Below are 20,533 nucleotides of genomic sequence, written 5' to 3' on the forward strand. Positions count from 1 at the left end.
ATACTTACGAATTCCGGAACGGCGTTCAGATCAAACTTCGGGCTTTCTAAGTATTTTTGGGCATAGTCTTGTACAATCTCCTCGTAAGGCCCCCTGGGCACGATGTTCCTTTCCCAATAGCTTCTTTCTCAGAGGTTTGAACGGGTCTATCTTTTTGCCTTGTGACACGAAAATGACTTCCCCTCGATGCTGCCGGCTAAGTGTCTTTCCGACCTCGCTCAAGGCGAGCGCTCAGTTCACTGCACACTGTATCCATTGCTGGTCTTAGCGCGTCGAGCGACGGCTTCACTTAGCGCTGACCGGTGATTGACAGCGGCGTGTGATTGAGCAGGCGCCCCACAATCTCTTCCAATATCCCCGCCTCCATGGCGACCGTCGCAAGTGTTCGGCGAAGGGAATGAATGGACCATTGCAGACGTTCAGGTCCCTTCAAATGCCCGCTGGGCGATTTGGGCGTCGGAAACACCCATTGACGATGCAGACCTCGCAGAGGTGCCAATATCTCGTGATGAAACTGTAAGATGGGAAGATTAAAGCTGCGCCCGTTCTTAGTCATCGGCAGATGGATGTGATCTTCGTACATATTCCTCCATACAAGCGTCAGTGCCTCGGTTTTTGCGGAAGCCTGTGAACAAGAGCAGTTCGTAGGAAACCTTATGGATGGGGTTGTACAGCTCATCCACGGCAAGGCGCCATGCGCTCGAGTCCTCAATGATCGAACCGTTCGGTTGCTCCTCATTCCAATCGATAGCCATCGTCGGGCCTTCCTGCAGATCATGTACGCGCCGCGCATGGTTCCAGACCGTCCGAAAGTACTTCAATGTGTGATTTGCGGAGGATGGTGTTGCCGCCATGGATCTGTGACGCTCAACCACCATCGACTTGGTTATCTCATCCAGCGGCAGGCGCAGCCAATCTTTCAAATGTAGCTCGAACTGCTGACGCACCCCAGATCGGAGAGCCTCAGACCGAAGCTCGGGACGTGCCAAATAGGTTTCCATGGCCGTCTCAACCGTGGGCGCTCCGATCTGTAAAACGCTTGCCCGCTCCCCTGCCCCAGTCAAGCGCATATCCCAGTGCAGTTTCTCGAGCAGTATCTGCGGAAATCATCGGGTAGCGCCCGATCAAAACACGCCGCGTTTGGCCCCCAACGTCTTTCAGGAAGTACCAGGTCTTTGACTGTTTCCCAACGAAGAGCACAAGCCCGTTGATCTCGCCATCCCAGTGCTTGGCGGTGCCCTGTTTTGTCTGCGGAACCTTGCGTGCGAATGTCTCTGCGAGCTTTGGCATCTTATCGGCTTTTTGTCGCAAACAGCATGATAGTAACTGCTACCACATGGTACGAGCTGCAACATATTATTGAACTGGATGAAAGATATAGCAACTACACGATACTCAGTGAAACTGATCATTGTTGCTTGGAGGGCAGGGGCTTTACCAATAAGCTATACCCGCTCAATGTTTGGGTTGGCTAATCCAAGCGTCTAGGGACATCAAAAACCGAAATCACGCCGGGCGTGCATTTCCTTGGGGCGGCGGGTCTGTCAGATATCCTCGCCCGGCGGCTCCAGCGCGCCGCCCGGTTCCAGCAGGGCGCGCTCGGACAGCCATGGGTTCAACTCAAGGGCCGCGTTTAGGGTGGTGCGGGCCTCATCCAGACGTCGCAGACCCAGCAACGTCAGAGCACGGCCGCTCATGGCCGCGATGTGATTTGGGGATAGCTCCAGCGCCCGATCCAGATCAACCAAGGCCGAAGGGAAGTCTTGCCGCAGGAAATTGACGAAAGCACGTTGGTTGTATCCTTCGGCATAGTCCGGGCAGTAGACCACCAGTTCATCTAGCTCTTGCAAAGCGCCCAGAAGATCCGATGCCTCGCGCCGCGCCATGCCACGATCCAATAGCTTCTGAGCGCGCAGGTCGGGCGCATCGGTCCACAGCTCCCACATCTGGTTGGAAATCCCGCGCGCCTCGGACTGCGACTCGGCCTGTTGAATTTGTGCAATCAGCGCGCCCATTCCTTCCGTATGGTCCGGTGCAGACGGGCAGGATTGCGCCAAAGCGGGAGTTGTAAGCCAAAGGGCAAAGACAGGTGCTATGAACGTGCGGATCATAGACCAAGTGTGACGCACAATCCGCTTTGGTCAAGTTTCGCGGTCGATGCCACCCAGCAAACCGGTTTCTTTCACCGCTTCCATCGCAACAAAGGTCGAGGTATTGGCGACATGCGGCAGAGACGAGATCTTCTCGGCCAGCACCGCGCGGTATTCCGACATCGACCCGGTGCGCACCTTCAGCAGATAGTCGAAATTCGACGCGATCATATGGGCTTGCTCGATCTCCGCGATCTTGCGGACCGCGGCATTGAACTCGGCCAGCGCTTTTTCTCGCGTGTCAGTCATGCGCACCTCGACAAAGGCCACGTGATCTAGCCCCAACCGGATCGGATCCAACATTGCTCGGTATCCTGTAATCACCCCATCTGCCTCAAGCCGCTTCAACCGTGCCTGGGTCGGCGATTTCGACAACCCGATCCGCCGCGCCAAATTCGCGACCGAGATGCGCCCATCTTCGGCCAGAGCCTGCAGAATCGCGCGATCAAAGCGGTCGAGGTTCGGAAAGTCCATTTGCATCGAAATACCGTCAAAAATCAGTTCATTTATCCTGTTTATGACAAAACTCAGTCCGTTGTCCCGAAAAAATCCGCGTATACTGACAAAAACGCCCGGAGGAACAATGTCTCACAGCCTGCGCACATCCATCGACACCCACACCTATGCCGATCAATCGACCGTTCTGCAGACATTGACCGACCAGGCCGCCCTGTCCGAGGCGGACCGTCGCGCCATCTGCGACGCGGCCGCTCAGTTGGTTCGCGATATCCGCTCCAGCACTTCGCCCGGCATGATGGAAGTGTTTCTGGCCGAATACGGCCTGTCCACCGACGAAGGCGTGGCGCTGATGTGCCTGGCCGAGGCGCTGCTGCGAGTACCCGATGCGGATACGATTGATGCGCTGATCGAAGACAAGATCGCGCCCTCGGACTGGGGCAAACATTTGGGACAGTCCTCATCATCGCTGGTCAACGCCTCGACCTGGGCCTTGATGCTGACCGGCAAGGTATTGGATGAGGGCAAAGCCTCACCCGTAAGCGCCATCCGCGGGGCGATCAAGCGGCTGGGTGAGCCGGTCATCCGAACCGCTGTTGGACGCGCGATGAAGGAGATGGGGCGTCAGTTCGTTCTGGGCGAGACCATTCAATCGGCCATGGATCGCGCCAGCGGGATGGAGACCAAGGGCTACACTTATTCTTACGACATGCTGGGCGAAGCGGCCCGGACCGAGGCCGACGCCGCCCGATATCACCTGTCTTATTCGCGCGCCATCGCCGCCATTGCCGAGGCGTGCACCCATGACGATATCCGCGCCAATCCCGGCATCTCGGTCAAGCTGTCCGCCCTGCATCCGCGCTATGAACTGGCGCAGGAGGCGCGGGTCATGGATGAGCTTGTCCCCCGCCTGCGCGCGTTGGCCTTGCTGGCCAAGGCCGCTGGCATGGGCCTGAACGTGGACGCCGAGGAGGCCGACCGGCTGTCTCTGTCCCTGCAAGTCATCGAGGAGGTCATGGCCGAGCCTGCCTTGGCCGGTTGGGATGGGTTCGGCATTGTGGTTCAGGCTTACGGCCCGCGCGCCGGATTAGTTCTGGATACGCTTTACGACATGGCCCAACGCCATGATCGCAAGCTGATGGTGCGGCTGGTCAAAGGCGCCTATTGGGACACCGAGATCAAGCGCGCGCAGGTCGAAGGTGTCGATGGCTTCCCCGTTTTCACCCATAAGGCCGCGACCGATATCTCGTATATCGCGAACGCCCGCAAGCTGCTGGGCATGACCGACCGGATCTATCCGCAATTTGCCACGCATAACGCTCATACCGTCAGCGCCATCCTGCATATGGCCGAGGGGCAGCCATTCGAGTTCCAGCGTCTGCATGGGATGGGCGAAACGCTGCACGGGCTGGTTCTGGGCACGCACAAAACCCGCTGCCGCATCTACGCGCCGGTTGGGGCGCATCGGGATTTGCTGGCCTATTTGGTTCGGCGTCTGCTGGAGAACGGCGCGAACTCTTCCTTCGTGAACCAGATTGTGGATGAGGCCGTGCCACCGGAAGAGGTCGCTGCAGATCCGTTCACCGCAATTGAAACACCCCAGTCACACTTGCCGACGGGGCCAGAGCTGTTTTTGCCCGAGCGTCCCAACTCCAAGGGCGTTGATCTGCACCACACACCAACGCTGGACCAGATCGACGCAGCGCGGGATCGGTTTCGAGAAACCGAGTGGCATGCCGGGCCGCTCTTGTCCGAGGACGCGAAACCCATGGCTGAAAAGCCGGTGATTAACCCGGCCAAACCGCTGGACAAGCCTGGCACAGTTGCACCGACCAGCACTGCGGATGTGGAGCTTGCCCTGGCCTCGGCCAGCCCATGGCAAGCCCCGGCAGAACAACGCGCCAAAGCTCTGAACGCAGCCGCCGATCTGTATGAGGCTCATTTCGGAGAGCTCTTCGCCCTTCTGGCACGCGAGGCGGGGAAATCCCTGCCCGATGCCGTTGCCGAGCTGCGCGAAGCAGTGGATTTCCTACGCTACTACGCGGCGAACATTCCCGACGCCAAACCGGCCGGAATTTTCACCTGTATCAGCCCCTGGAACTTCCCTCTGGCGATCTTCACCGGACAGATTTCGGCAGCTCTTGCGACCGGCAACGCTGTCCTCGCCAAACCCGCACCGCAGACGCCTCTGATCGCGCATCGGGCGGTGCAACTTTTGCATGAAGCCGGAGTTCCTTGCGATGTATTGCAATTACTGCCCGGCGGACCGGAGATCGGGGCTGCGCTGACCTCCGACGCGCGCGTTTCGGGCGTGGCGTTCACCGGATCGACGGCGACGGCGTTGAAAATCCGGTCGGCCATGGTGCAGAACATGCGCCCCGGTACGCCGCTCATCGCCGAGACGGGCGGATTGAACGCGATGATCGTAGACAGCACGGCGCTGCCGGAACAGGCGGTGCAGTCCATCATCGAAAGCGCGTTTCAGTCGGCCGGCCAGCGCTGCTCGGCCCTGCGCTGCCTCTATCTGCAAGCGGATATCGCCGAGGATGTGCTGACCATGCTCAAAGGCGCGATGGACGCACTGCAGGTCGGAGATCCGTGGCAGATCTCGACCGATTGCGGGCCGGTCATTGATGAGGCCGCGCGTCAGGGGATCGCAGATCACGTCGCGAAAGCCCGTGCAGAAGGGCGCGTTCTGAAAGAACTCAACACGCCGCCCGAGGGGACATTCATTGCCCCGACCCTGATCGAAATCGGCAGCATCTCGGACCTTGAGCGTGAGATTTTCGGCCCGGTTCTGCACGTTGCCCGCTTCAAAGCGCAAGAGATCGACGCGGTGATCGCCGACATCAACGCCACTGGCTACGGGCTGACCTTCGGCCTGCACACCCGCATCGACGACCGGGTTCAGCATGTGACCGAGGCGATTCACGCGGGCAATGTCTATGTCAACCGCAACCAGATCGGCGCCATCGTGGGATCTCAACCCTTCGGAGGCGAGGGGCTTTCGGGAACAGGCCCCAAGGCGGGCGGGCCGAACTACATGGCCCGGTTTTGCGCTCCCGATCGTCAGAGCACCTCAGAGACATGGCAGACGACTGCGGATTTGCCTGCGCCGAAAGGGCAACCGGCCCCGGTTCGCACCCAAACCCTGCCCGGACCTACGGGGGAATCAAACCGGTTATCTGAATTTGCGCGGCCTCCGCTGTTGTGCCTCGGCCCCGGCGAGACCGCTGCGTGCGCTCAGGCAGATGCGGTTCTGGCCTTGGGTGGGACGGCGATTGAGGCAACGGGCACGCTCGACCTGCATCGTCTGAAAAACCTGACGGGCTTCGCGGGCGTTGTCTGGTGGGGCGACGAGGAAACCGCCCGTCAGATCGAACAGCATCTGGCGCGGCGCGACGGACCGATCCTGCCCATGATCCCCGGCCTGCCGGATCGCACGCGGGTCTTGGCGGAACGCCATGTCTGCGTCGATACAACGGCGGCGGGCGGCAATGCGGCGCTGTTGGGTGGTGCGGCATAACCTGACCTTGACGCTGGGCGCGGAAAAGCCCAGCGTCGCGCCATGTTTCCGATCCGAGATCACAACCCCTCGGGGCGCACGCCCTATGTTGTCTACGCCCTGATGGCGGCGAATATCCTGATCTTCGTCAGCTATGTCGGGATCATGGACAACGCACGGGTGCTTCAGCGGTTCTATTTCGACTACGCGATCATTCCCGCCCGTAGCGCCGAAGGGGTCGCACTCGAGACCTTCGTGACCTCGATGTTCCTGCATGGCGGCTGGATGCATCTGGCGGGCAACATGCTGTTTCTGTGGATTTTCGGGGACAATCTGGAAGACGAAATGGGCCACCTGCCCTTTCTGCTGTTCTACCTTGTCGCCGGGATCGGAGCCGGACTGATCCATGTGATCACCGCACCCGACTCGATAGTACCCACAATAGGCGCATCCGGAGCGATTGCTGGCGTGATGGGCGGGTATCTACTGCTTTTTCCCAAAGCCCGCGTGGATATTCTGCTGATCCTGATCGTCTATTTCAGGGTCTTTACCATCCCGGCCTTCGTGATGCTCGGGGTTTGGCTGGCCCTGCAGTTTTTCGGCAGTCTTTCCAGCAACCCCAACGAAGGCGGCGTTGCTTATTGGGCCCATACCGGAGGGTTCGTCGTGGGGCTGATCCTGTGCATCCCGCTCTGGCTGAAACGCGGAGGGCCAGCGTACTGGGACCGCACGCACGGTCACCCGCCTCACCCCGAGACGAAATACAAGCTTTCGCAATCGCGGATCCCGCGCGTGCCGCGTAGGTAAAGGCGTTTAAAGCGTTTTGCGTTTTATCTGAGGCAAAGTGGTCGAAATGCGCGTTCGATCGAAGGGAGAGGCAGCGTTTTTCGATTCAAATCAAACGCAAAGCGATCTAGCCCCGGATGACCTTGGCAAAGCTGTCAAAGATCGGCTCGTTGGCGCAGATGACCTCGCCATCTTCCAGAATGCTGCCTTCGGGGTTCAAGGGCTGAACCAGACCACCGGCCTCTTTCACGATGATGATCCCGGCGGCCAAGTCCCATGCGTTCAAGCGGCGCTCCCAAAAGCCCTCGTAGCGACCAGCCGCCACATAAGCCATGTCGAGCGCGGCTGCGCCCCAGCGGCGCACGCCGGCACATGCCGGCATCAGGCGCGCCAGATCCTGCAGCGTGGCAGGCAAATCCGAGCGACCACCGAAGGGCAGACCAGTCGAGAAAACAGACTCGATCATGCGGTGACGGCCCGAGACGCGGATGCGCATATCGTTCATCCAGGCGCCCTCGCCTTTTTCAGCAAAGAACATCTCGTCCTTGGCGGCGTCGTAGATCACACCGGCGACGATCTTGCCTTTGTGTTCCAGCGCGATCGAGATCGCCCAGTGCGGCAACCCGTGCAAGAAGTTGGTTGTGCCATCCAGCGGATCGACGATCCAACGGCGGGTCGGGTCCTCGCCGTCAATCGCACCGCCCTCTTCGGCCAGCCAGCCATAGGTCGGACGCGCGCCCAGCAGTTCCTCTTTCAGGATGGCTTCAGCGGCGATATCGGCCTTGGACACGAAATCGCCCGCGCCTTTCATCGACACCTGCAGGTTCTCGACTTCACGGAAATCCTTGACCAGAGACCGCCCCGCCTTGCGCGCGGCTTTGATCATGATGTTGAGATTTGCACTGCCAACCATTGTGAAAAGGCTCCTGTCCGGTCAAACCGCGCGTATACTGATGCAATGCGCCCTTGCCAAGAGGAATGATGCGCATAGCAGACCTTAGCGAAACGCCGTTACTGCGCCTGCAACTTCTGCGCCTCGTCTCGCGCCAGTTTGACCAGCTCTTGGACAAAGGGTTTTTCCAGATCCTCAGTGCGGACAGCGGCATAGAGACGACGTGTAATCCCTTCTTTTGTCAGCGGGCGGGTGACGTAGTCTGAGTTGTATTTGACCTCGCGCACGACCCAATCCGGCAGGACAGAAATCCCCCGATTTGAGGCGACAAGCAGCAGGATCACGGCTGTCAGTTCAACCTGTCGGATGCTGGCTGGTTCAACCCGCGCCGGGATCAACAACTGGCTGAACACGTCCAATCGCGTGCGCTCGACGGGATAGGTGATCAGGGTCTGACCGCGAAAATCCTCGGCCTCGATGAAGTCTTTCTCGGCCAGCGGATGGGAAGATGCGGCGACGAACACCGGGTTATAGTCGAACAACTCCACGAACTCGACACCCGGCAGGTCTTCGGGGTCAGAGGATACCACCAGGTCGACCTCCTCCTTCTGTAAGGCGGGCAGCGCGTCGAATGCGAGGCCAGGGCGGATATCTACGTCGACATCGCCCCAGGATTTGCGGAAGGCCTCCAACACTGGAAATAGCCATTCGAAACAGGCGTGGCATTCAATCGCAATATGCATCCGCCCCGTGCGGCCATCGCGCAGGGATGAGAACTCATGCTGCGCGGCCTCGACCTGAGGCAGAATCTGCTCGGCCAGCCGCAACAGACGCAGACCCGCCGCCGACAGCTTCATCGGCTTGGACCGACGCAGGAACAATTCGACTCCGGCTTGATCCTCCAGCCCCTTTATCTGGTGGCTCAGCGCCGATTGGGTGATGTTCAGCTGATCGGCCGCACGTGCAAGGCCGCCACAGTCATGGATCGCCTTGATGGTGCGCAGGTGCCGGAATTCGATGTGCATGTGAAGTGGAGCTCATGTTGTTCTTGAGGAATATGAGTTTGTCTCACAATGCGTACCGTGCGACAAGACCCTCAGTTTATCCTGAGAGGCTGCGATGACCAAACCTGAAATCTCATTCGAGTTTTTTCCACCCAAAACGCTGGAGGCCTCATTTCGGCTGTGGGATACGGTGCAGACGCTGGCCCCTCTGGAGCCCCGGTTCGTTTCGGTCACCTATGGCGCTGGCGGCACCACGCGCGAGCTAACGCGCGATGCAGTCGCGACTTTGCACAAGTCATCGGGCCTGCCGGTTGCGGCGCATTTGACCTGCGTCGATGCCTCGCGTCAGGAAACGTTGGATATTGCAGACACCTTCGCTCGTGCCGGTGTGGAAAATATTGTCGCCTTGCGTGGCGATCCGCCGAAGGGTCAGGACAGGTTTGTCCCTCATCCCGAAGGTTTTGCAAACTCTGTTGAATTGATTGAGGCCCTCGCAGAAACCGAGATGTTCAGCATTCGCGTTGGCGCCTATCCCGACATTCACCCCGAAGCACGGGATACGCGGACCGATATCGACTGGCTAAAGGCCAAGCTGGACGCGGGCGCCGATGAGGCACTGACGCAGTTCTTCTTCGAGGCCGAGACCTTCTTCCGGTTCCGCGATGCCTGTGCCAAAGCCGGGATCGACAAGCCGATCGTGCCGGGCATCCTGCCGATCGAAAACTGGAAAGGCGCGCGCGCCTTTGCCCAGCGCTGCGGCACTCGGATACCCGAATGGGTCGATCACGCCTTTGAAAAAGCCCTGCGCGATGACCGCGAGGATCTGCTGGCTACGGCCCTTTGCACCGAGCTGTGTTCGGACCTGCTGGAGGGCGGCGTCGACAAGCTGCACTTCTACACCCTGAACCGGCCCGAGCTGACCCGCGACGTGTGCTTCGCCCTTGGGATCACCCCGAAAGCCGAACTGCAGAACGTCGCCTGATCCCTGTCGACAAAGACGAAATACCCGCGCCATCCGAAAGCGTGGGCATTTTGCCTTGCCGCTGGAACAATGTCTGCACGGCCAGATCATTGTTCCCCGCAACTAGTTCAATCTTGAGAAGAATTTGACAAAATCGTGACCGTACTCAAACTGGTCTCGTGTACGTTAATGAGTGTTTTTGAGTATGAAACCTGTCGATAAGATCGCAGCGCGAAACAGCGCGCTGGCGGACCTAGGGTTGTCCCCCTCTGCCAGTTCCGACGAAATCCGCGAAGCTTGGCGCAATATTGCCTTCCGAGCGCATCCCGACCATATGCCGGGGGATTGCGAAGACTTCTCGCGCGCCAAGACTGCCTATGATTTTCTGCGCAAACAGGGGTTGGGCGCAAAAGGCGCATCGGGCCCGCAGATGCCGAAACGGCCGCGCCTCAAAAAGCGCGTGATCGAGTTACCGCCCGAAGACATCTCCGCCTGCAAATCCATGCTAAACCCGACGCAAGCACTGCCGCATATGGCGGATTCACCATCGCCTCGGGACGCAGATGTTGCACCGGCCGCATCAGACCATGTGCCCGATGCCGTCGGATGCTATGGTCGTCACCTGACCTTTTTCGTGGCGACGCCGGTTACCGAAGGGGCGAACCGCATCGCTCTTCCGACCTCGTTGCTAAGCAACAGACGGCATGTCGAGACCGAGATTCTGAGCTTCAAGTCCAACAATGCCGGCCCGGGCGAGGTGGTGATTCCTGACACCATTTGCGAACGCAAATTTCCGGGGGCAAAGAGTGTCCGTATCCGGTTCGAAGCCAATCAGGACATGATCGACGAATTCTGGCTGGCTGGATAGTCAGCCAGAAAGAAGCCCGGCTCAGTGGAGGGGAGCCGGGCTGTTTTTTTTACGACATTGTCTGCGCGATTAGTTGCTGACCGGACCTTCCGAGGTGAATTTCGGGATTACGCTGGTCGATGCGTCCGCGCTTTCGATACCGGGCCAGTTACCTTCGGCCAGGTTGATGTTGCCGGGGATGTCCTCTTCGAAGAAGCCCACAACAACGTCGGTGATGTTCAGGTACAGCTTGTCATCAACGATACGCCACAGGTTCGGGTTTGCCGGAACCTTGCCACCTTTTGAGACGCCATAGGCGCAATGCCCGTCATATTGAGGTGCGTAGTAGGCCGGGTTCTCAAGGAACTTGTCGCGGTTTTCTTCCGATGCAAAAGCCCAGGTTGCGCCATTGTATTCCGCCGTGATGTCGGCATTGCCGCGTACACCTTCTGGCTGCGACGTCCCCACCGGTGCCTGATCAAGGCCGCGATAGGCGACAACATCATAGCCAGAGACCGCGAATCCGGTTCCGTCGACATATTGGGGGCCTGCAAAAGCCGGAATTGCCAGAGCCATGGCCGCAGCAAAAGACAGGGCAAAACGTTTCATGTGGTCATTCCTTTTTCGTGTATCGGGGGTGCCGTTTGGCTGACACCACAGACAATAAGCGATTCTGGGGCGCTTCGTAGGCCCGCTCGCGCCGGTGTGACCATCAACGAGATTTCGTGAGAGAATTATTACAGTTTCCCGCGTCAAGCGGGGTTGGACTCGGGGATTTGCAACATTAGCTGTTAGCGCATCGGCTTTGCAGCCCTGCGATTGGCAAGAAAGGCATCAGATGAGCGATCAATCCACTTACACTCCCCCTAAAGTCTGGACCTGGGATAGCGAAAGCGGCGGACGCTTCGCCAATATCAACCGCCCCATCGCCGGCGCAACCCATGACAAGGACCTGCCCATTGGCCGCCACCCCATGCAGCTTTATTCGCTGGCCACGCCAAATGGCGTCAAAGTGACAGTTATGCTCGAAGAGCTTTTGGCGCTGGGTCACGAAGAAGCCGAATACAATGCGTGGCTGATCAATATCGGCGAAGGGGATCAGTTCAGCTCGGGCTTTGTCGAGGCGAACCCAAACTCGAAAATCCCAGCGCTCTGGGATCGGTCGGGCGAGGAACAAGTGCGCGTCTTCGAAAGCGCTTCGATCCTGTTCCATCTGGCCGAAAAATTCGGAGCGTTCTTGCCTGAGTCAGGCCCGGAACGGACCGAAGTGATGAACTGGGTGTTCTGGCAGATGGGTAGCGCGCCTTATCTGGGCGGCGGATTCGGCCATTTCTACGCCTATGCGCCTGAGAAATGGGAGTACCCGATCAACCGCTTCGCCATGGAAGCCAAGCGCCAGCTGGACGTGCTGGACCGTCAACTGGCCGAAAACACCTATATCGCAGGCGAGGATTACTCGATCGCGGATATGGCGATTTGGCCCTGGTATGGGCAGCTGGTTCTTGGACGTCTCTATGATGCTGCCGAGTTCCTCGATGTGGAATCCTATGAAAACGTCATGCGTTGGGCCAAGGCGATTGACGCGCGTCCGGCCGTAAAGCGGGGCCGCATGGTCAACCGCGCGTTTGGCGAGCCGCATACGCAGCTTCATGAACGCCATGAGACCAGCGATTTTGATACCCGCACGCAGGACAAGCTGGAAGCGGCAGCGGATTAATCTCTTCGAGGTTCGTTCGGGACATTTGGCGCGGTGCAAAAGACTTCACCGCGCTTCTTTATTTCAGGATCGGCGGGTTCTCGGGATCGCTACCGGGCACAGGTCGGGTTAGGTCTCGGGCCTCTGGCTGAGGCAGGTCGAACCGCAAACCAACCTTCGCCAAAGACGCAGCAGCGGGCGCTTCGTGTGCAAAGAACCCGACATCCATCGCTCCGGCTTCGATCCCCGAAAACGTCAGCGCCTCGGATGCAGCCTTGGCCAGCGCCGATTGCGCCCCGTCCACGGCCCCGACAAAGCCCAGCAAGTGGCCCGAAGCGCCGGTTTCGGATTTGGTGCTGACCAGATAGGCCTCCTGCGCCAGACCGATTGCAGTCGACAGCTTCGTATCCAACGCGCGCAACAGGGTTTCCGGCAGGCCGGTCGGAGGCAAAAACTCGGCCAGTTTCTCTTCGACCTCGGCGGGCGCATGTTCCAGCGTTGTCGCCAGCCAGCCCAGCGCCTCGGACGGGATCAGCAACGAGGATGGCGCGACCTCGAGGTTCAGGCCCAGACCGATCCCCTGCCCTGCCAACATCGAAGACAGGATACGCCCCGAAAGCGCCGCATAGGGAACGGGACGTCCGGCGAACTGCGCCAACCGATCCTCGCGATCAAAGGCCAGTACAAAGCGGCCATCGGCCACGTCGAACAGCTCGGGTGAGATATTCTCGCCCTGCGCCTCTTCGGTCAGCATCAGGAACAGCTCACTATCGGCCAGCCGCTCAAAAAAGCGCAGCCGGACGGCATCGTCCTGCGGAGCAGTTTCCATCGCGGTATGCGCCGTGTCCAGCGCCGTTGCTTCAGTCATTCAGAACCTCTTGCACCCGTGCCCGCAAGGCCGGCAGCAGGTCGGTCTCGAACCACGGGTTTTTCTTGATCCATGCAGTATTGCGCCACGACGGATGAGGCAAGGCAAAGATGTGCGGCGCGTGGTCCCGCCAGTTGCGAACCGTCTCAGTGACCGAACTGCGCACTCCAAGATGGTACTTATGGGCGTGCCCCCCGACCAACACGGTCAGAGGGACCGGCCCCAGCGCCTCAACAACCCGGTCATGCCAGGTTTTACGGCACAAAGCGGGCGGCGGAAGATCCGCTTTGCGGTCGTCATATCCAGGAAAGCAGAAGGCCATGGGCACAATGGACAGACGATCCCGGTTGTAAAACACTCCTTCGCCGATCCCCAACCAATCCCGCAGGCGATCCCCTGAGGGGTCTGTAAAAGGCCGCCCCGACTCATGAACCCGCGCGCCCGGAGCCTGCCCCGCAACCAAAATGGGGGTGCCAGAGCGGAACCAGACGACAGGGCGCGGCGCGTGCTGCGTCGCGGTTTGCGCGAACGCATCCGCACACAGCCGACAGGCCGAGATTTCCTTTTGCAGATCGCTCATAGCCGCAGTCTTGCACCGAAATCGTGAGTATCAAGGGAAGATAACCACCCTCGAACTTGCCGCCAAAACATCTTTTCGTGTTGATGTTTGGCACGATGTGATCTGCACTTTGTGAAGATGCATTGAACATTTGTTTCATAATTCGACATAATGTAGCCAACATGAAACGATAGACTTCGCATCCAAACGCTCACCAAAAAGAGCGATCAAACCAAAGGATTGAGCAGCAGGCCAAGCATGCTTGAGTTCGAGAATGTCAGTAAATCCTTCTGGACGGGGACGCGCCGCAAGGTGATCCTCGACCGGGCTTCTTTCCGCGTCGAACTCGGAACCTCGCTTGGCGTGCTTGCGCCGAACGGGACGGGAAAAACCACTCTGATCAATATGATGGCGGGTTTGGAAAAGCCCGATGAAGGGGTCATCCGGCGTGAGTGCAAAGTGTCTTTCCCGATGGGGTTTACCGGTGGTGTCTCCTCGAAGATGTCTGCATTGGAGAACGCACGCTATATCGCCAAAATCTACGGAATGGACCCCGACTATGTCGAAGCCTACTGCAGCTGGCTGTGCGGTCTTGGCGAGTATTTCAACCAGCCTCTGGCCACCTATTCTTCGGGAATGAAGGCCAGATTCACCTTTGCGCTGATGCTGGCACTGGACTTCGACATGTACCTGATTGATGAGGGCATGCCGGCGTCCACGGATGTGGAATTCAACCATAAGGCCGGCGCGATCCTGCAGGAAAGGCTGCGCACGACAACGCTGGTCATCGTGTCGCACAGCCCCGCAACGCTTGAAAAATTCGTGAAACAGGCGGCCGTTCTGGTGGATGGTCAACTGCGCATGTTTGAAACCTTGGAAGAGGCAAAGCAGTTATATGACTACGAAACCCAAGGTTAGAAAATACAACTGGCGCCACAAGGCGCAATCAGACACCTCGCCCGAGGCCCGCTCGGACGCCATGGCGCGCATTCGCAGCGCCACGCAGGCCTCGTCAGGCGAAACGCAGCCCGGGGCCGAGCTGGACGATATCAAGCGCGAAGGCCTGACCGGTCGGCAATTGCGCATCGCCCGGCGTCTGGCCAGCAAACACGGACTGGCCGCGACCTCGGACTATGACGCGGTACGCCTGCTACGCAAGAAGGGCATTGATCCATTCCGGCGCAGCAATCTGCTGGAGCTTGCCTCGGCCAATGCTTCGGCGAAAACGGAGAGTGACGAAACGGCACCCGTCCAGTTGCCGCAACCGGTGAGCGAGGCTCCTCAGACCCTACCCGGACCTGAGATGAGCCCGGCCGAGCGGCGCGATCGCGAAATCGGTCAGATCCAGAAGGACATCGCGCTCCGCCGAAAAAAGAAACTGGCGGCGTTGTTCGCGCGGCTTGCGGTGTTCGTCTTTCTGCCCACTTTTGTGGTTGGCTACTATTTCTATCGCGAGGCAACGCCGATGTATGCCAGCGATTCGGCCTTTTCGATCCTGCAAGCGGACGGCGGTGGCGGAACAATTGGCGGCCTGTTGAGCGGAACCCAATATGCAACCGCGCAGGATTCAGTTTCCACCCAAGAGTTTCTCGAATCCAAGGACGCATTAGAGCGTCTGGAACGGGACATGGGCTTTTCCCAGATCTTCAAACAGGAATGGATCGACCCGATCCAGAGGCTGCCTCAGGACGCCAGTCTGGAAGACACCCACAAGCTGTATAAACGTATGGTGACCATCGGATATGACCCAAGCGACGGGATCGTCCGTATGGAAGTCGCTGCCCCCGAACCTGAAATCGCTGTCGAACTGTCGCAACGCCTGATCTCTTACGCGGAAGAGCGGATCAACAGCCTGTCCGGCCTTAAGCGCGAGGATCAGATGCGCGATGCGCGGGAAGGGTTCGAGGCGGCGCAGTCAGAGCGGCGCAAGGCGCAGGAAGCATTGATCGAGTTGCAGCTGCAGGGTGCCTTGCTGGACCCTGAAAACGTCATCGCTGGTCTTCGCGGTCGGATCAATGAGATCGAGGTCGCCATTCAGGATAAAGAGCTGGAACTGGCCGCCCTGCAGGACAACCGCCGACCAAACCAAGCCAAGGTCGATGGAGTCAGTGCCGATATCGCCCGCTTGGAAGTGGTCCTAGCCGAGTTGAACGCCGAGATGCTGGACGCATCCGCAGGCGAAAACTCGCTGGCGCGGTTGAGCGTTCGAATCCAGATGGCGCAGGCCGATCTGGCGGCGCGTGACATGATGCTGCAAACGGCAATGCAACAAATGGAAACCACGCGATCCGAAGCGAACCGCAAGGTGCGGTACCTGACCGTTTCGGTGAACCCCGTTGAAGCGCAGGATCCGACCTATCCCCGAAAGTTCGAAAATACGATTTTGGCTTTCCTGTTGTTTGCTGGTATCTACCTGATGATCTCGCTTACCGCGTCGGTCCTTCGTGAACAGGTATCCTCGTAAGACATATGAAACATGTAAAAATCTCCGACCTGACGGTCGGCAACGACCTTCCGCTGACTATCATTGCCGGCCCTTGCCAGCTTGAGACGGCAGACCATGCCCAGATGATTGCGGGCGCCATGAAAGAAGCCTGCGACGCGGCCGGGGCGCAGTATGTATTCAAGGCGTCTTACGACAAGGCGAACCGAACCTCTTTGTCCGGCAAGCGTGGCATGGGGATTGATGCGGGGCTGAAGATTCTGGATGACATTCGCAGCACCATGGGCATTCCGGTGCTGACCGATGTCCACACCGAAGCCCAATGCGCCATCGCGGCTGACGCCGTCGATATTCTGCAGATCCCAGCTTTTCTGTGTCGCCAGACCGATATGCTTTTGGCGGCGGGCGCAACGGGCAAGGCTGTGAACGTCAAGAAAGGTCAGTTTCTCGCCCCCTGGGAAATGGGCAACATCGTCGACAAGATCGAAAGCACCGGGAACCAGAATATCCTCCTGACGGAACGTGGAACCTCGTTCGGGTACAATACTCTGGTGGCCGATATGCGGGGCCTGCCGCAAATGGCGAAGACGGGCTATCCGGTCGTGATGGACGCGACCCATTCGGTGCAACAGCCCGGTGGCAAAGGTGGCTCCTCGGGTGGGCAGCGCGAATTTGCGCCGGTGATGGCGCGCGCCGCCGTATCGCTGGGGATCGGAGCGGTGTTCATCGAAACGCATCAGGACCCCGACACAGCACCGTCTGATGGCCCCAACATGATCCCTTTGGATCAGATGCCCCATCTTGTTGACACATTGATGCGTTTTGATGCGCTGGCCAAAGCGAACCCGATTCAGATTTAACGATTGAGACCAGTTATGACCAAACCCATTCCCGAGGTGACCCCAAACACCTGGAGCTTTCTGCGCGACCCGATGATTAAACCCACCGGGTTCCGCGAATATGATGCACGCTGGAAGTACCCTGATGCGATCAACCTGCCGGGCATGACCGCCCTTGGTCTTGGGATCGGTACTCAGATGCACAAACGCGGCATCGCGCCGGTCATTGCGGTTGGCAATGACTACCGCGACTATTCTCTGGCCATCAAAAACGCGTTGATCCTCGGCCTGATGCAGGCGGGTATTCAGGTGAAGGACATCGGCCCTGCCCTCAGCCCAATGGCTTATTTCGCGCAGTTCCATCTGGATGTTCCGGCGGTGGCGATGGTCACCGCCAGCCATAACCCAAACGGCTGGACCGGGGTTAAAATGGGTTTCGACCGACCGCTGACCCACGGCCCGGATGAGATGTCCGAGCTGCGCGACATTGTGCTGAATGGCGAGACAGTGGCGCGTGAGGGCGGCTCGTATGAATTCGTCGATGGCGTTAAAGAGGCCTATATCGACGATCTGGTCGGTGATTTCAAAATGTCCCGCCCGCTTAAGGTGGTTTGCGCCACGGGTAATGGCACTGCCTCGGCATTTGCACCCGAGATTTTTGAGCGGATCGGTGTTGAGGTTGTGCCCAGCCACACCGAACTCGACTACACATTCCCGAACTACAACCCGAACCCCGAAGCCATGGAGATGTTGCATGACATGGCGGATGCGGTGAAATCCAGCGGTGCCGATCTGGCCTTGGGATTTGACGGCGACGGCGATCGCTGCGGTGTGGTTGATGACGAGGGCGAAGAGATCTTTGCCGACAAGGTCGGTGTCATCATGGCGCGTGATCTGGCCAAGCTGCATCCCGGCGCGACCTTCGTGGCCGACGTAAAATCAACCGGCCTGTTTGCCAGCGACCCGGAACTTCAGGCCCTTGGCGTCAAGGCAGATTACTGGAAAACCGGCCACAGCCATATGAAACGCCGGGTCAAAGAGATCGGAGCCCTCGCAGGGTTTGAGAAATCCGGCCACTACTTCCTCGCCGAGCCTGTTGGGCGCGGATATGACTGCGGGATGCGCGTTGCGGTGGAAATCTGCAAATTGATGGACCGCAACCCGGGTCAGAGCATGTCCGACCTGCGCAAGGCCCTGCCCAAGACGTGGTCCACCCCGACCATGTCGCCCTACGCGGCGGATACCGAGAAATACGATATCCTGCAGCGCCTCGTGGACAAGCTGGTCGCCAAGGCCGACGCAGGCAATAGCTTCGCGGGCCGCGCGATCAAAGAGGTCGTCACCGTCAACGGTGCACGTGTCATTCTGGATAATGGCAGCTGGGGCTTAGTGCGAGCCTCGTCGAACACCCCCAATCTGGTGGTTGTCTGCGAAAGCAGCGAAAGCGAAGCAGAGATGCGGGCGATTTTTGCCGACATCGATGCTGTCATCCGGACCGAGCCGGGTGTCGGCGACTACGACCAAACGATCTAAAGGAAAGGGGCGTCGATGCGCGCCCCAATCAATCCCCTCCGAACAGCTTGAGCAAACCTTTCTTGGCTTCTTTTTCTAGCTTGTCCTTCAGCACTTCTTCGATTTGATCAGTGTCTGTGATGGTCGAGTCCAGCTCTCCTCCGACCTTTTCCAGAACCTTGGTTTTGGCGTCGTTTTCCAGATCTTTCAGCTTTCCTTCTGCCGCTGCCTCGATGACCTTTGTCAGGTCAGGGCGGATCGAAGGGTCGCTCCACGGACCGACGATGCGCACCGGCACGGCGATCCCTTCGCCTGAATTGGCGCGCAGGGCGACCGGCGTGAACAGATAGTCGATATCGCGCGCGCCGATCCCGACGCGTCCCGCGCCATCTGCCCTGAAATTATCCAGCGACATGAGCAGGTCGTTATTCGTCAGATTGCCGCCATCCATGGTGAAACTGGCCGTCAGGCTGTTGAACACCGTGGTCCCTCCGGACCCTTCGCCGCGCCCCATCAGCCGGTTCAGATCGAAGCCGGAGATCACGCCTTTCCCGACCGCAATATCTCCCTTCCCAGACAGCGACCGCATGATTGCATCTTCGGTCTGCCCCACGCCCAGAAACTCCAGCGAAGCCGAAGCCGTGCCCGTCAGCCGTTCAACCCCTCCGAGCGTTGACAGGGCCTGCTGCACATTGATCCCTTCGGCTTTGAAATTTCCACCGACGGATAGGCCGTTGCGATTATTGGCCACCACCTGACCGTTTAACTGCCCGGAAAACAGGGTCGCGGGCTGCATTTTCAGAACCGCACGCGACCGGTCGAGGTTGAGCGTCAGGTCGCTTTGTCCAAGCGTCATGTCCGGCACGGCGATGGAGGACGCGGTCAATCGAATCGAACCGTTTGCCAAACCCAGCGCCGACGCGTCGATGTGTGTCGTCGACCACCCGTCGCTGGCAGAGGCCCCTCCACCTCCGGATCCTGTATCGACGGTGTCTGCAAAGGTTGAAAAATCCAAATCCCCCGCCCGCAACCGGGCTGTGATCTGCGGAGGGTCTGAAATCACGATATCGGCCTCGCCATCAAACCGGTTGTGATCCAACACGGCGGTCATGTCTCGCAAAGAGATGCGACCGTCCCGCGTGTAAGTCATCTGCCCCGACACGTCTGCCACACGCCCCAGACCATTGGGCACCGACACACCCGCCTGCCCGAACGCGGCCAGCATGGCGTCGGTATTGCTGGTCTTGACTTCGGTCTTGCCGTCCATCTCTCCTTCGATGGTGGCCCGCCCGTTGAAGGCGATACGCCCGCCCGGCACTGTCATCGAAAGCACCAGAGGTGCCGCGCCGCCCGAGGCAAAGGCTGGAAGATCAGGCAGTTTCAGATTTACCTGAACAGTGCCACCGGGCACGGCCATATTAGCCTCCATGATCATCGGGGCCGAGACATCCGGCCATTGCGCCGAGAGGTTTACGTCCCGGAAATTCCACTTGGTCGCGCCGTTTTCGACAAAGATCAGGCGCGCGTTGCTGAGTTCCAGCCGGTCGAGCGTGATCGGTTGCGTCGCCTGAGGCGCGGGCGCTGTTCCTCCACCTGTCGTGGCGGCCGTAGTTGCGGTCAGCTCCCAATTTCCGCGCCCGTTGGCATATTCCAGCCGCAGAACCGGGCTGTCGGCAAAGACCCGTTTGATCCGGATCTCGCCGGCCCACAGCGCCGCCGCATCCACACCGAAAGACAGGCTTTCAGCGCTCAGCATCGGCTCAGACCCCGCCCAATCAGCGTTGCCGAAGGTGACCGGCCCGGTTTCGAGGCCCAGAACGGGCCAGAATGAGATCGACACATCGCCCGAGAAGGTCAGCTCACGCCCCGTTTCCGCCTTGACCTGTTCAGCCAGAAGCGCCCCCAGCTTGTCGCCGGGCATCAACAAAAGCGCGCCCACGACAAGGCCCACAACGGCCACCAAGATGAACAGGGTACGTATCAGCCATTTCATCGAACTGCTCTCCGCCTTTTTT

Annotated in this window: 20 protein-coding genes; 9 read left to right on the forward strand and 11 right to left on the reverse strand. The window is 59.1% G+C overall.

Annotation, left to right across the window (positions count from 1 at the left end; translation table 11 throughout):
• Nucleotides 1–289: 289 nt before the first annotated feature.
• The 5 genes from ACRZ95_RS17075 to ACRZ95_RS17095 all read right to left on the reverse strand — a co-directional run bounded on the left by ACRZ95_RS17075 (nucleotide 290) and on the right by ACRZ95_RS17095 (nucleotide 2,630).
• Nucleotides 290–583, reverse strand: coding sequence for a site-specific integrase (locus tag ACRZ95_RS17075; protein ID WP_480555292.1), 294 nt, complete (start codon nucleotides 581–583; stop codon nucleotides 290–292).
• A complete protein-coding gene (locus ACRZ95_RS17080) occupies nucleotides 549–1,064 on the reverse strand; it encodes a hypothetical protein (RefSeq protein ID WP_480555331.1) in 516 nt (171 codons plus the stop codon). Before ACRZ95_RS17080 ends, ACRZ95_RS17075 begins: the two co-directional genes overlap by 35 nt.
• Nucleotides 1,009–1,290, reverse strand: coding sequence for an Arm DNA-binding domain-containing protein (locus ACRZ95_RS17085; RefSeq protein WP_480555294.1), 282 nt, complete (start codon nucleotides 1,288–1,290; stop codon nucleotides 1,009–1,011). The genes ACRZ95_RS17080 and ACRZ95_RS17085 overlap by 56 nt, the downstream gene beginning before the upstream one ends.
• 254 nt (nucleotides 1,291–1,544) lie before the next feature.
• A complete protein-coding gene (locus tag ACRZ95_RS17090; protein WP_170680460.1) occupies nucleotides 1,545–2,111 on the reverse strand; it encodes a tetratricopeptide repeat protein in 567 nt (188 codons plus the stop codon).
• Nucleotides 2,112–2,141: 30 nt separating this feature from the next.
• Nucleotides 2,142–2,630, reverse strand: coding sequence for an Lrp/AsnC ligand binding domain-containing protein (locus tag ACRZ95_RS17095; RefSeq protein WP_170680457.1), 489 nt, complete (start codon nucleotides 2,628–2,630; stop codon nucleotides 2,142–2,144).
• 103 nt (nucleotides 2,631–2,733) lie between these two features.
• Here ACRZ95_RS17095 and putA point away from each other — a divergent pair, with 103 nt between their 5' ends.
• Both putA and ACRZ95_RS17105 read left to right on the forward strand, forming a co-directional pair.
• Nucleotides 2,734–6,132 (forward strand): bifunctional proline dehydrogenase/L-glutamate gamma-semialdehyde dehydrogenase PutA, encoded by a 3,399-nt coding sequence (putA, locus tag ACRZ95_RS17100; RefSeq protein WP_170680442.1) that lies wholly within the window; start codon nucleotides 2,734–2,736, stop codon nucleotides 6,130–6,132.
• Nucleotides 6,133–6,174: 42 nt separating this feature from the next.
• Nucleotides 6,175–6,918, forward strand: a complete 744-nt coding sequence (locus ACRZ95_RS17105) for a rhomboid family intramembrane serine protease (RefSeq protein ID WP_170680439.1) — start codon at nucleotides 6,175–6,177, stop codon at nucleotides 6,916–6,918.
• A gap of 106 nt (nucleotides 6,919–7,024) precedes the next feature.
• Here ACRZ95_RS17105 and ACRZ95_RS17110 read toward each other — a convergent pair whose 3' ends face one another.
• Both ACRZ95_RS17110 and ACRZ95_RS17115 read right to left on the reverse strand, forming a co-directional pair.
• Nucleotides 7,025–7,810, reverse strand: a complete 786-nt coding sequence (locus ACRZ95_RS17110) for an inositol monophosphatase family protein (RefSeq protein ID WP_170680437.1) — start codon at nucleotides 7,808–7,810, stop codon at nucleotides 7,025–7,027.
• A 98-nt stretch (nucleotides 7,811–7,908) separates the two neighbouring features.
• Nucleotides 7,909–8,814: a LysR family transcriptional regulator gene (locus ACRZ95_RS17115; protein WP_170680435.1), complete on the reverse strand. Its 906-nt coding sequence runs from the start codon at nucleotides 8,812–8,814 to the stop codon at nucleotides 7,909–7,911.
• 94 nt (nucleotides 8,815–8,908) lie between these two features.
• Between ACRZ95_RS17115 and metF the strand changes: the two genes are divergently transcribed.
• Complete coding sequence (gene metF / locus ACRZ95_RS17120; RefSeq protein ID WP_170680433.1) at nucleotides 8,909–9,775, forward strand: methylenetetrahydrofolate reductase [NAD(P)H]; 867 nt, start codon at nucleotides 8,909–8,911, stop codon at nucleotides 9,773–9,775.
• 184 nt (nucleotides 9,776–9,959) lie between these two features.
• A complete protein-coding gene (locus ACRZ95_RS17125) occupies nucleotides 9,960–10,622 on the forward strand; it encodes a J domain-containing protein (protein ID WP_170680431.1) in 663 nt (220 codons plus the stop codon).
• 69 nt (nucleotides 10,623–10,691) lie between these two features.
• Here the strand turns inward: ACRZ95_RS17125 and ACRZ95_RS17130 are convergent, their stop codons facing one another.
• Nucleotides 10,692–11,210, reverse strand: a complete 519-nt coding sequence (locus tag ACRZ95_RS17130) for a YHS domain-containing (seleno)protein (RefSeq protein ID WP_170643114.1) — start codon at nucleotides 11,208–11,210, stop codon at nucleotides 10,692–10,694.
• A 229-nt stretch (nucleotides 11,211–11,439) separates the two neighbouring features.
• On the opposite strand from ACRZ95_RS17130, the gene yghU reads away from it, so the two are divergent.
• Complete coding sequence (gene yghU / locus ACRZ95_RS17135; RefSeq protein ID WP_170680429.1) at nucleotides 11,440–12,318, forward strand: glutathione-dependent disulfide-bond oxidoreductase; 879 nt, start codon at nucleotides 11,440–11,442, stop codon at nucleotides 12,316–12,318.
• A gap of 58 nt (nucleotides 12,319–12,376) precedes the next feature.
• Here the strand turns inward: yghU and ACRZ95_RS17140 are convergent, their stop codons facing one another.
• Together ACRZ95_RS17140 and ACRZ95_RS17145 are read right to left on the reverse strand one after the other, a co-directional pair.
• Nucleotides 12,377–13,165 carry an SseB family protein gene (locus tag ACRZ95_RS17140; RefSeq protein WP_170680427.1) on the reverse strand — a complete coding sequence of 263 codons (789 nt, stop codon included), beginning with the start codon at nucleotides 13,163–13,165 and terminating at the stop codon, nucleotides 12,377–12,379.
• Nucleotides 13,158–13,745 carry a uracil-DNA glycosylase family protein gene (locus ACRZ95_RS17145; RefSeq protein WP_170555818.1) on the reverse strand — a complete coding sequence of 196 codons (588 nt, stop codon included), beginning with the start codon at nucleotides 13,743–13,745 and terminating at the stop codon, nucleotides 13,158–13,160. The genes ACRZ95_RS17140 and ACRZ95_RS17145 overlap by 8 nt, the downstream gene beginning before the upstream one ends.
• A gap of 237 nt (nucleotides 13,746–13,982) precedes the next feature.
• Here ACRZ95_RS17145 and ACRZ95_RS17150 point away from each other — a divergent pair, with 237 nt between their 5' ends.
• The 4 genes from ACRZ95_RS17150 to ACRZ95_RS17165 are packed head-to-tail and all read left to right on the forward strand — an operon-like array spanning nucleotide 13,983 to nucleotide 18,539.
• Nucleotides 13,983–14,642 (forward strand): ATP-binding cassette domain-containing protein, encoded by a 660-nt coding sequence (locus ACRZ95_RS17150; protein ID WP_170460627.1) that lies wholly within the window; start codon nucleotides 13,983–13,985, stop codon nucleotides 14,640–14,642.
• Nucleotides 14,620–16,188: a capsule biosynthesis protein gene (locus ACRZ95_RS17155; RefSeq protein WP_170680425.1), complete on the forward strand. Its 1,569-nt coding sequence runs from the start codon at nucleotides 14,620–14,622 to the stop codon at nucleotides 16,186–16,188. Before ACRZ95_RS17150 ends, ACRZ95_RS17155 begins: the two co-directional genes overlap by 23 nt.
• Nucleotides 16,189–16,193: 5 nt before the next feature.
• Nucleotides 16,194–17,027: a 3-deoxy-8-phosphooctulonate synthase gene (kdsA, locus tag ACRZ95_RS17160; RefSeq protein WP_170680423.1), complete on the forward strand. Its 834-nt coding sequence runs from the start codon at nucleotides 16,194–16,196 to the stop codon at nucleotides 17,025–17,027.
• Nucleotides 17,028–17,042: 15 nt separating this feature from the next.
• Nucleotides 17,043–18,539, forward strand: coding sequence for a phosphomannomutase/phosphoglucomutase (locus ACRZ95_RS17165; protein ID WP_170680421.1), 1,497 nt, complete (start codon nucleotides 17,043–17,045; stop codon nucleotides 18,537–18,539).
• Nucleotides 18,540–18,567: 28 nt separating this feature from the next.
• Here ACRZ95_RS17165 and ACRZ95_RS17170 read toward each other — a convergent pair whose 3' ends face one another.
• Nucleotides 18,568–20,511: an AsmA family protein gene (locus ACRZ95_RS17170; RefSeq protein ID WP_170680419.1), complete on the reverse strand. Its 1,944-nt coding sequence runs from the start codon at nucleotides 20,509–20,511 to the stop codon at nucleotides 18,568–18,570.
• Between the last annotated feature and the right edge of the window lie 22 nt (nucleotides 20,512–20,533).

The sequence above is a fragment of the Ruegeria sp. AI3 genome (assembly GCF_056541245.1).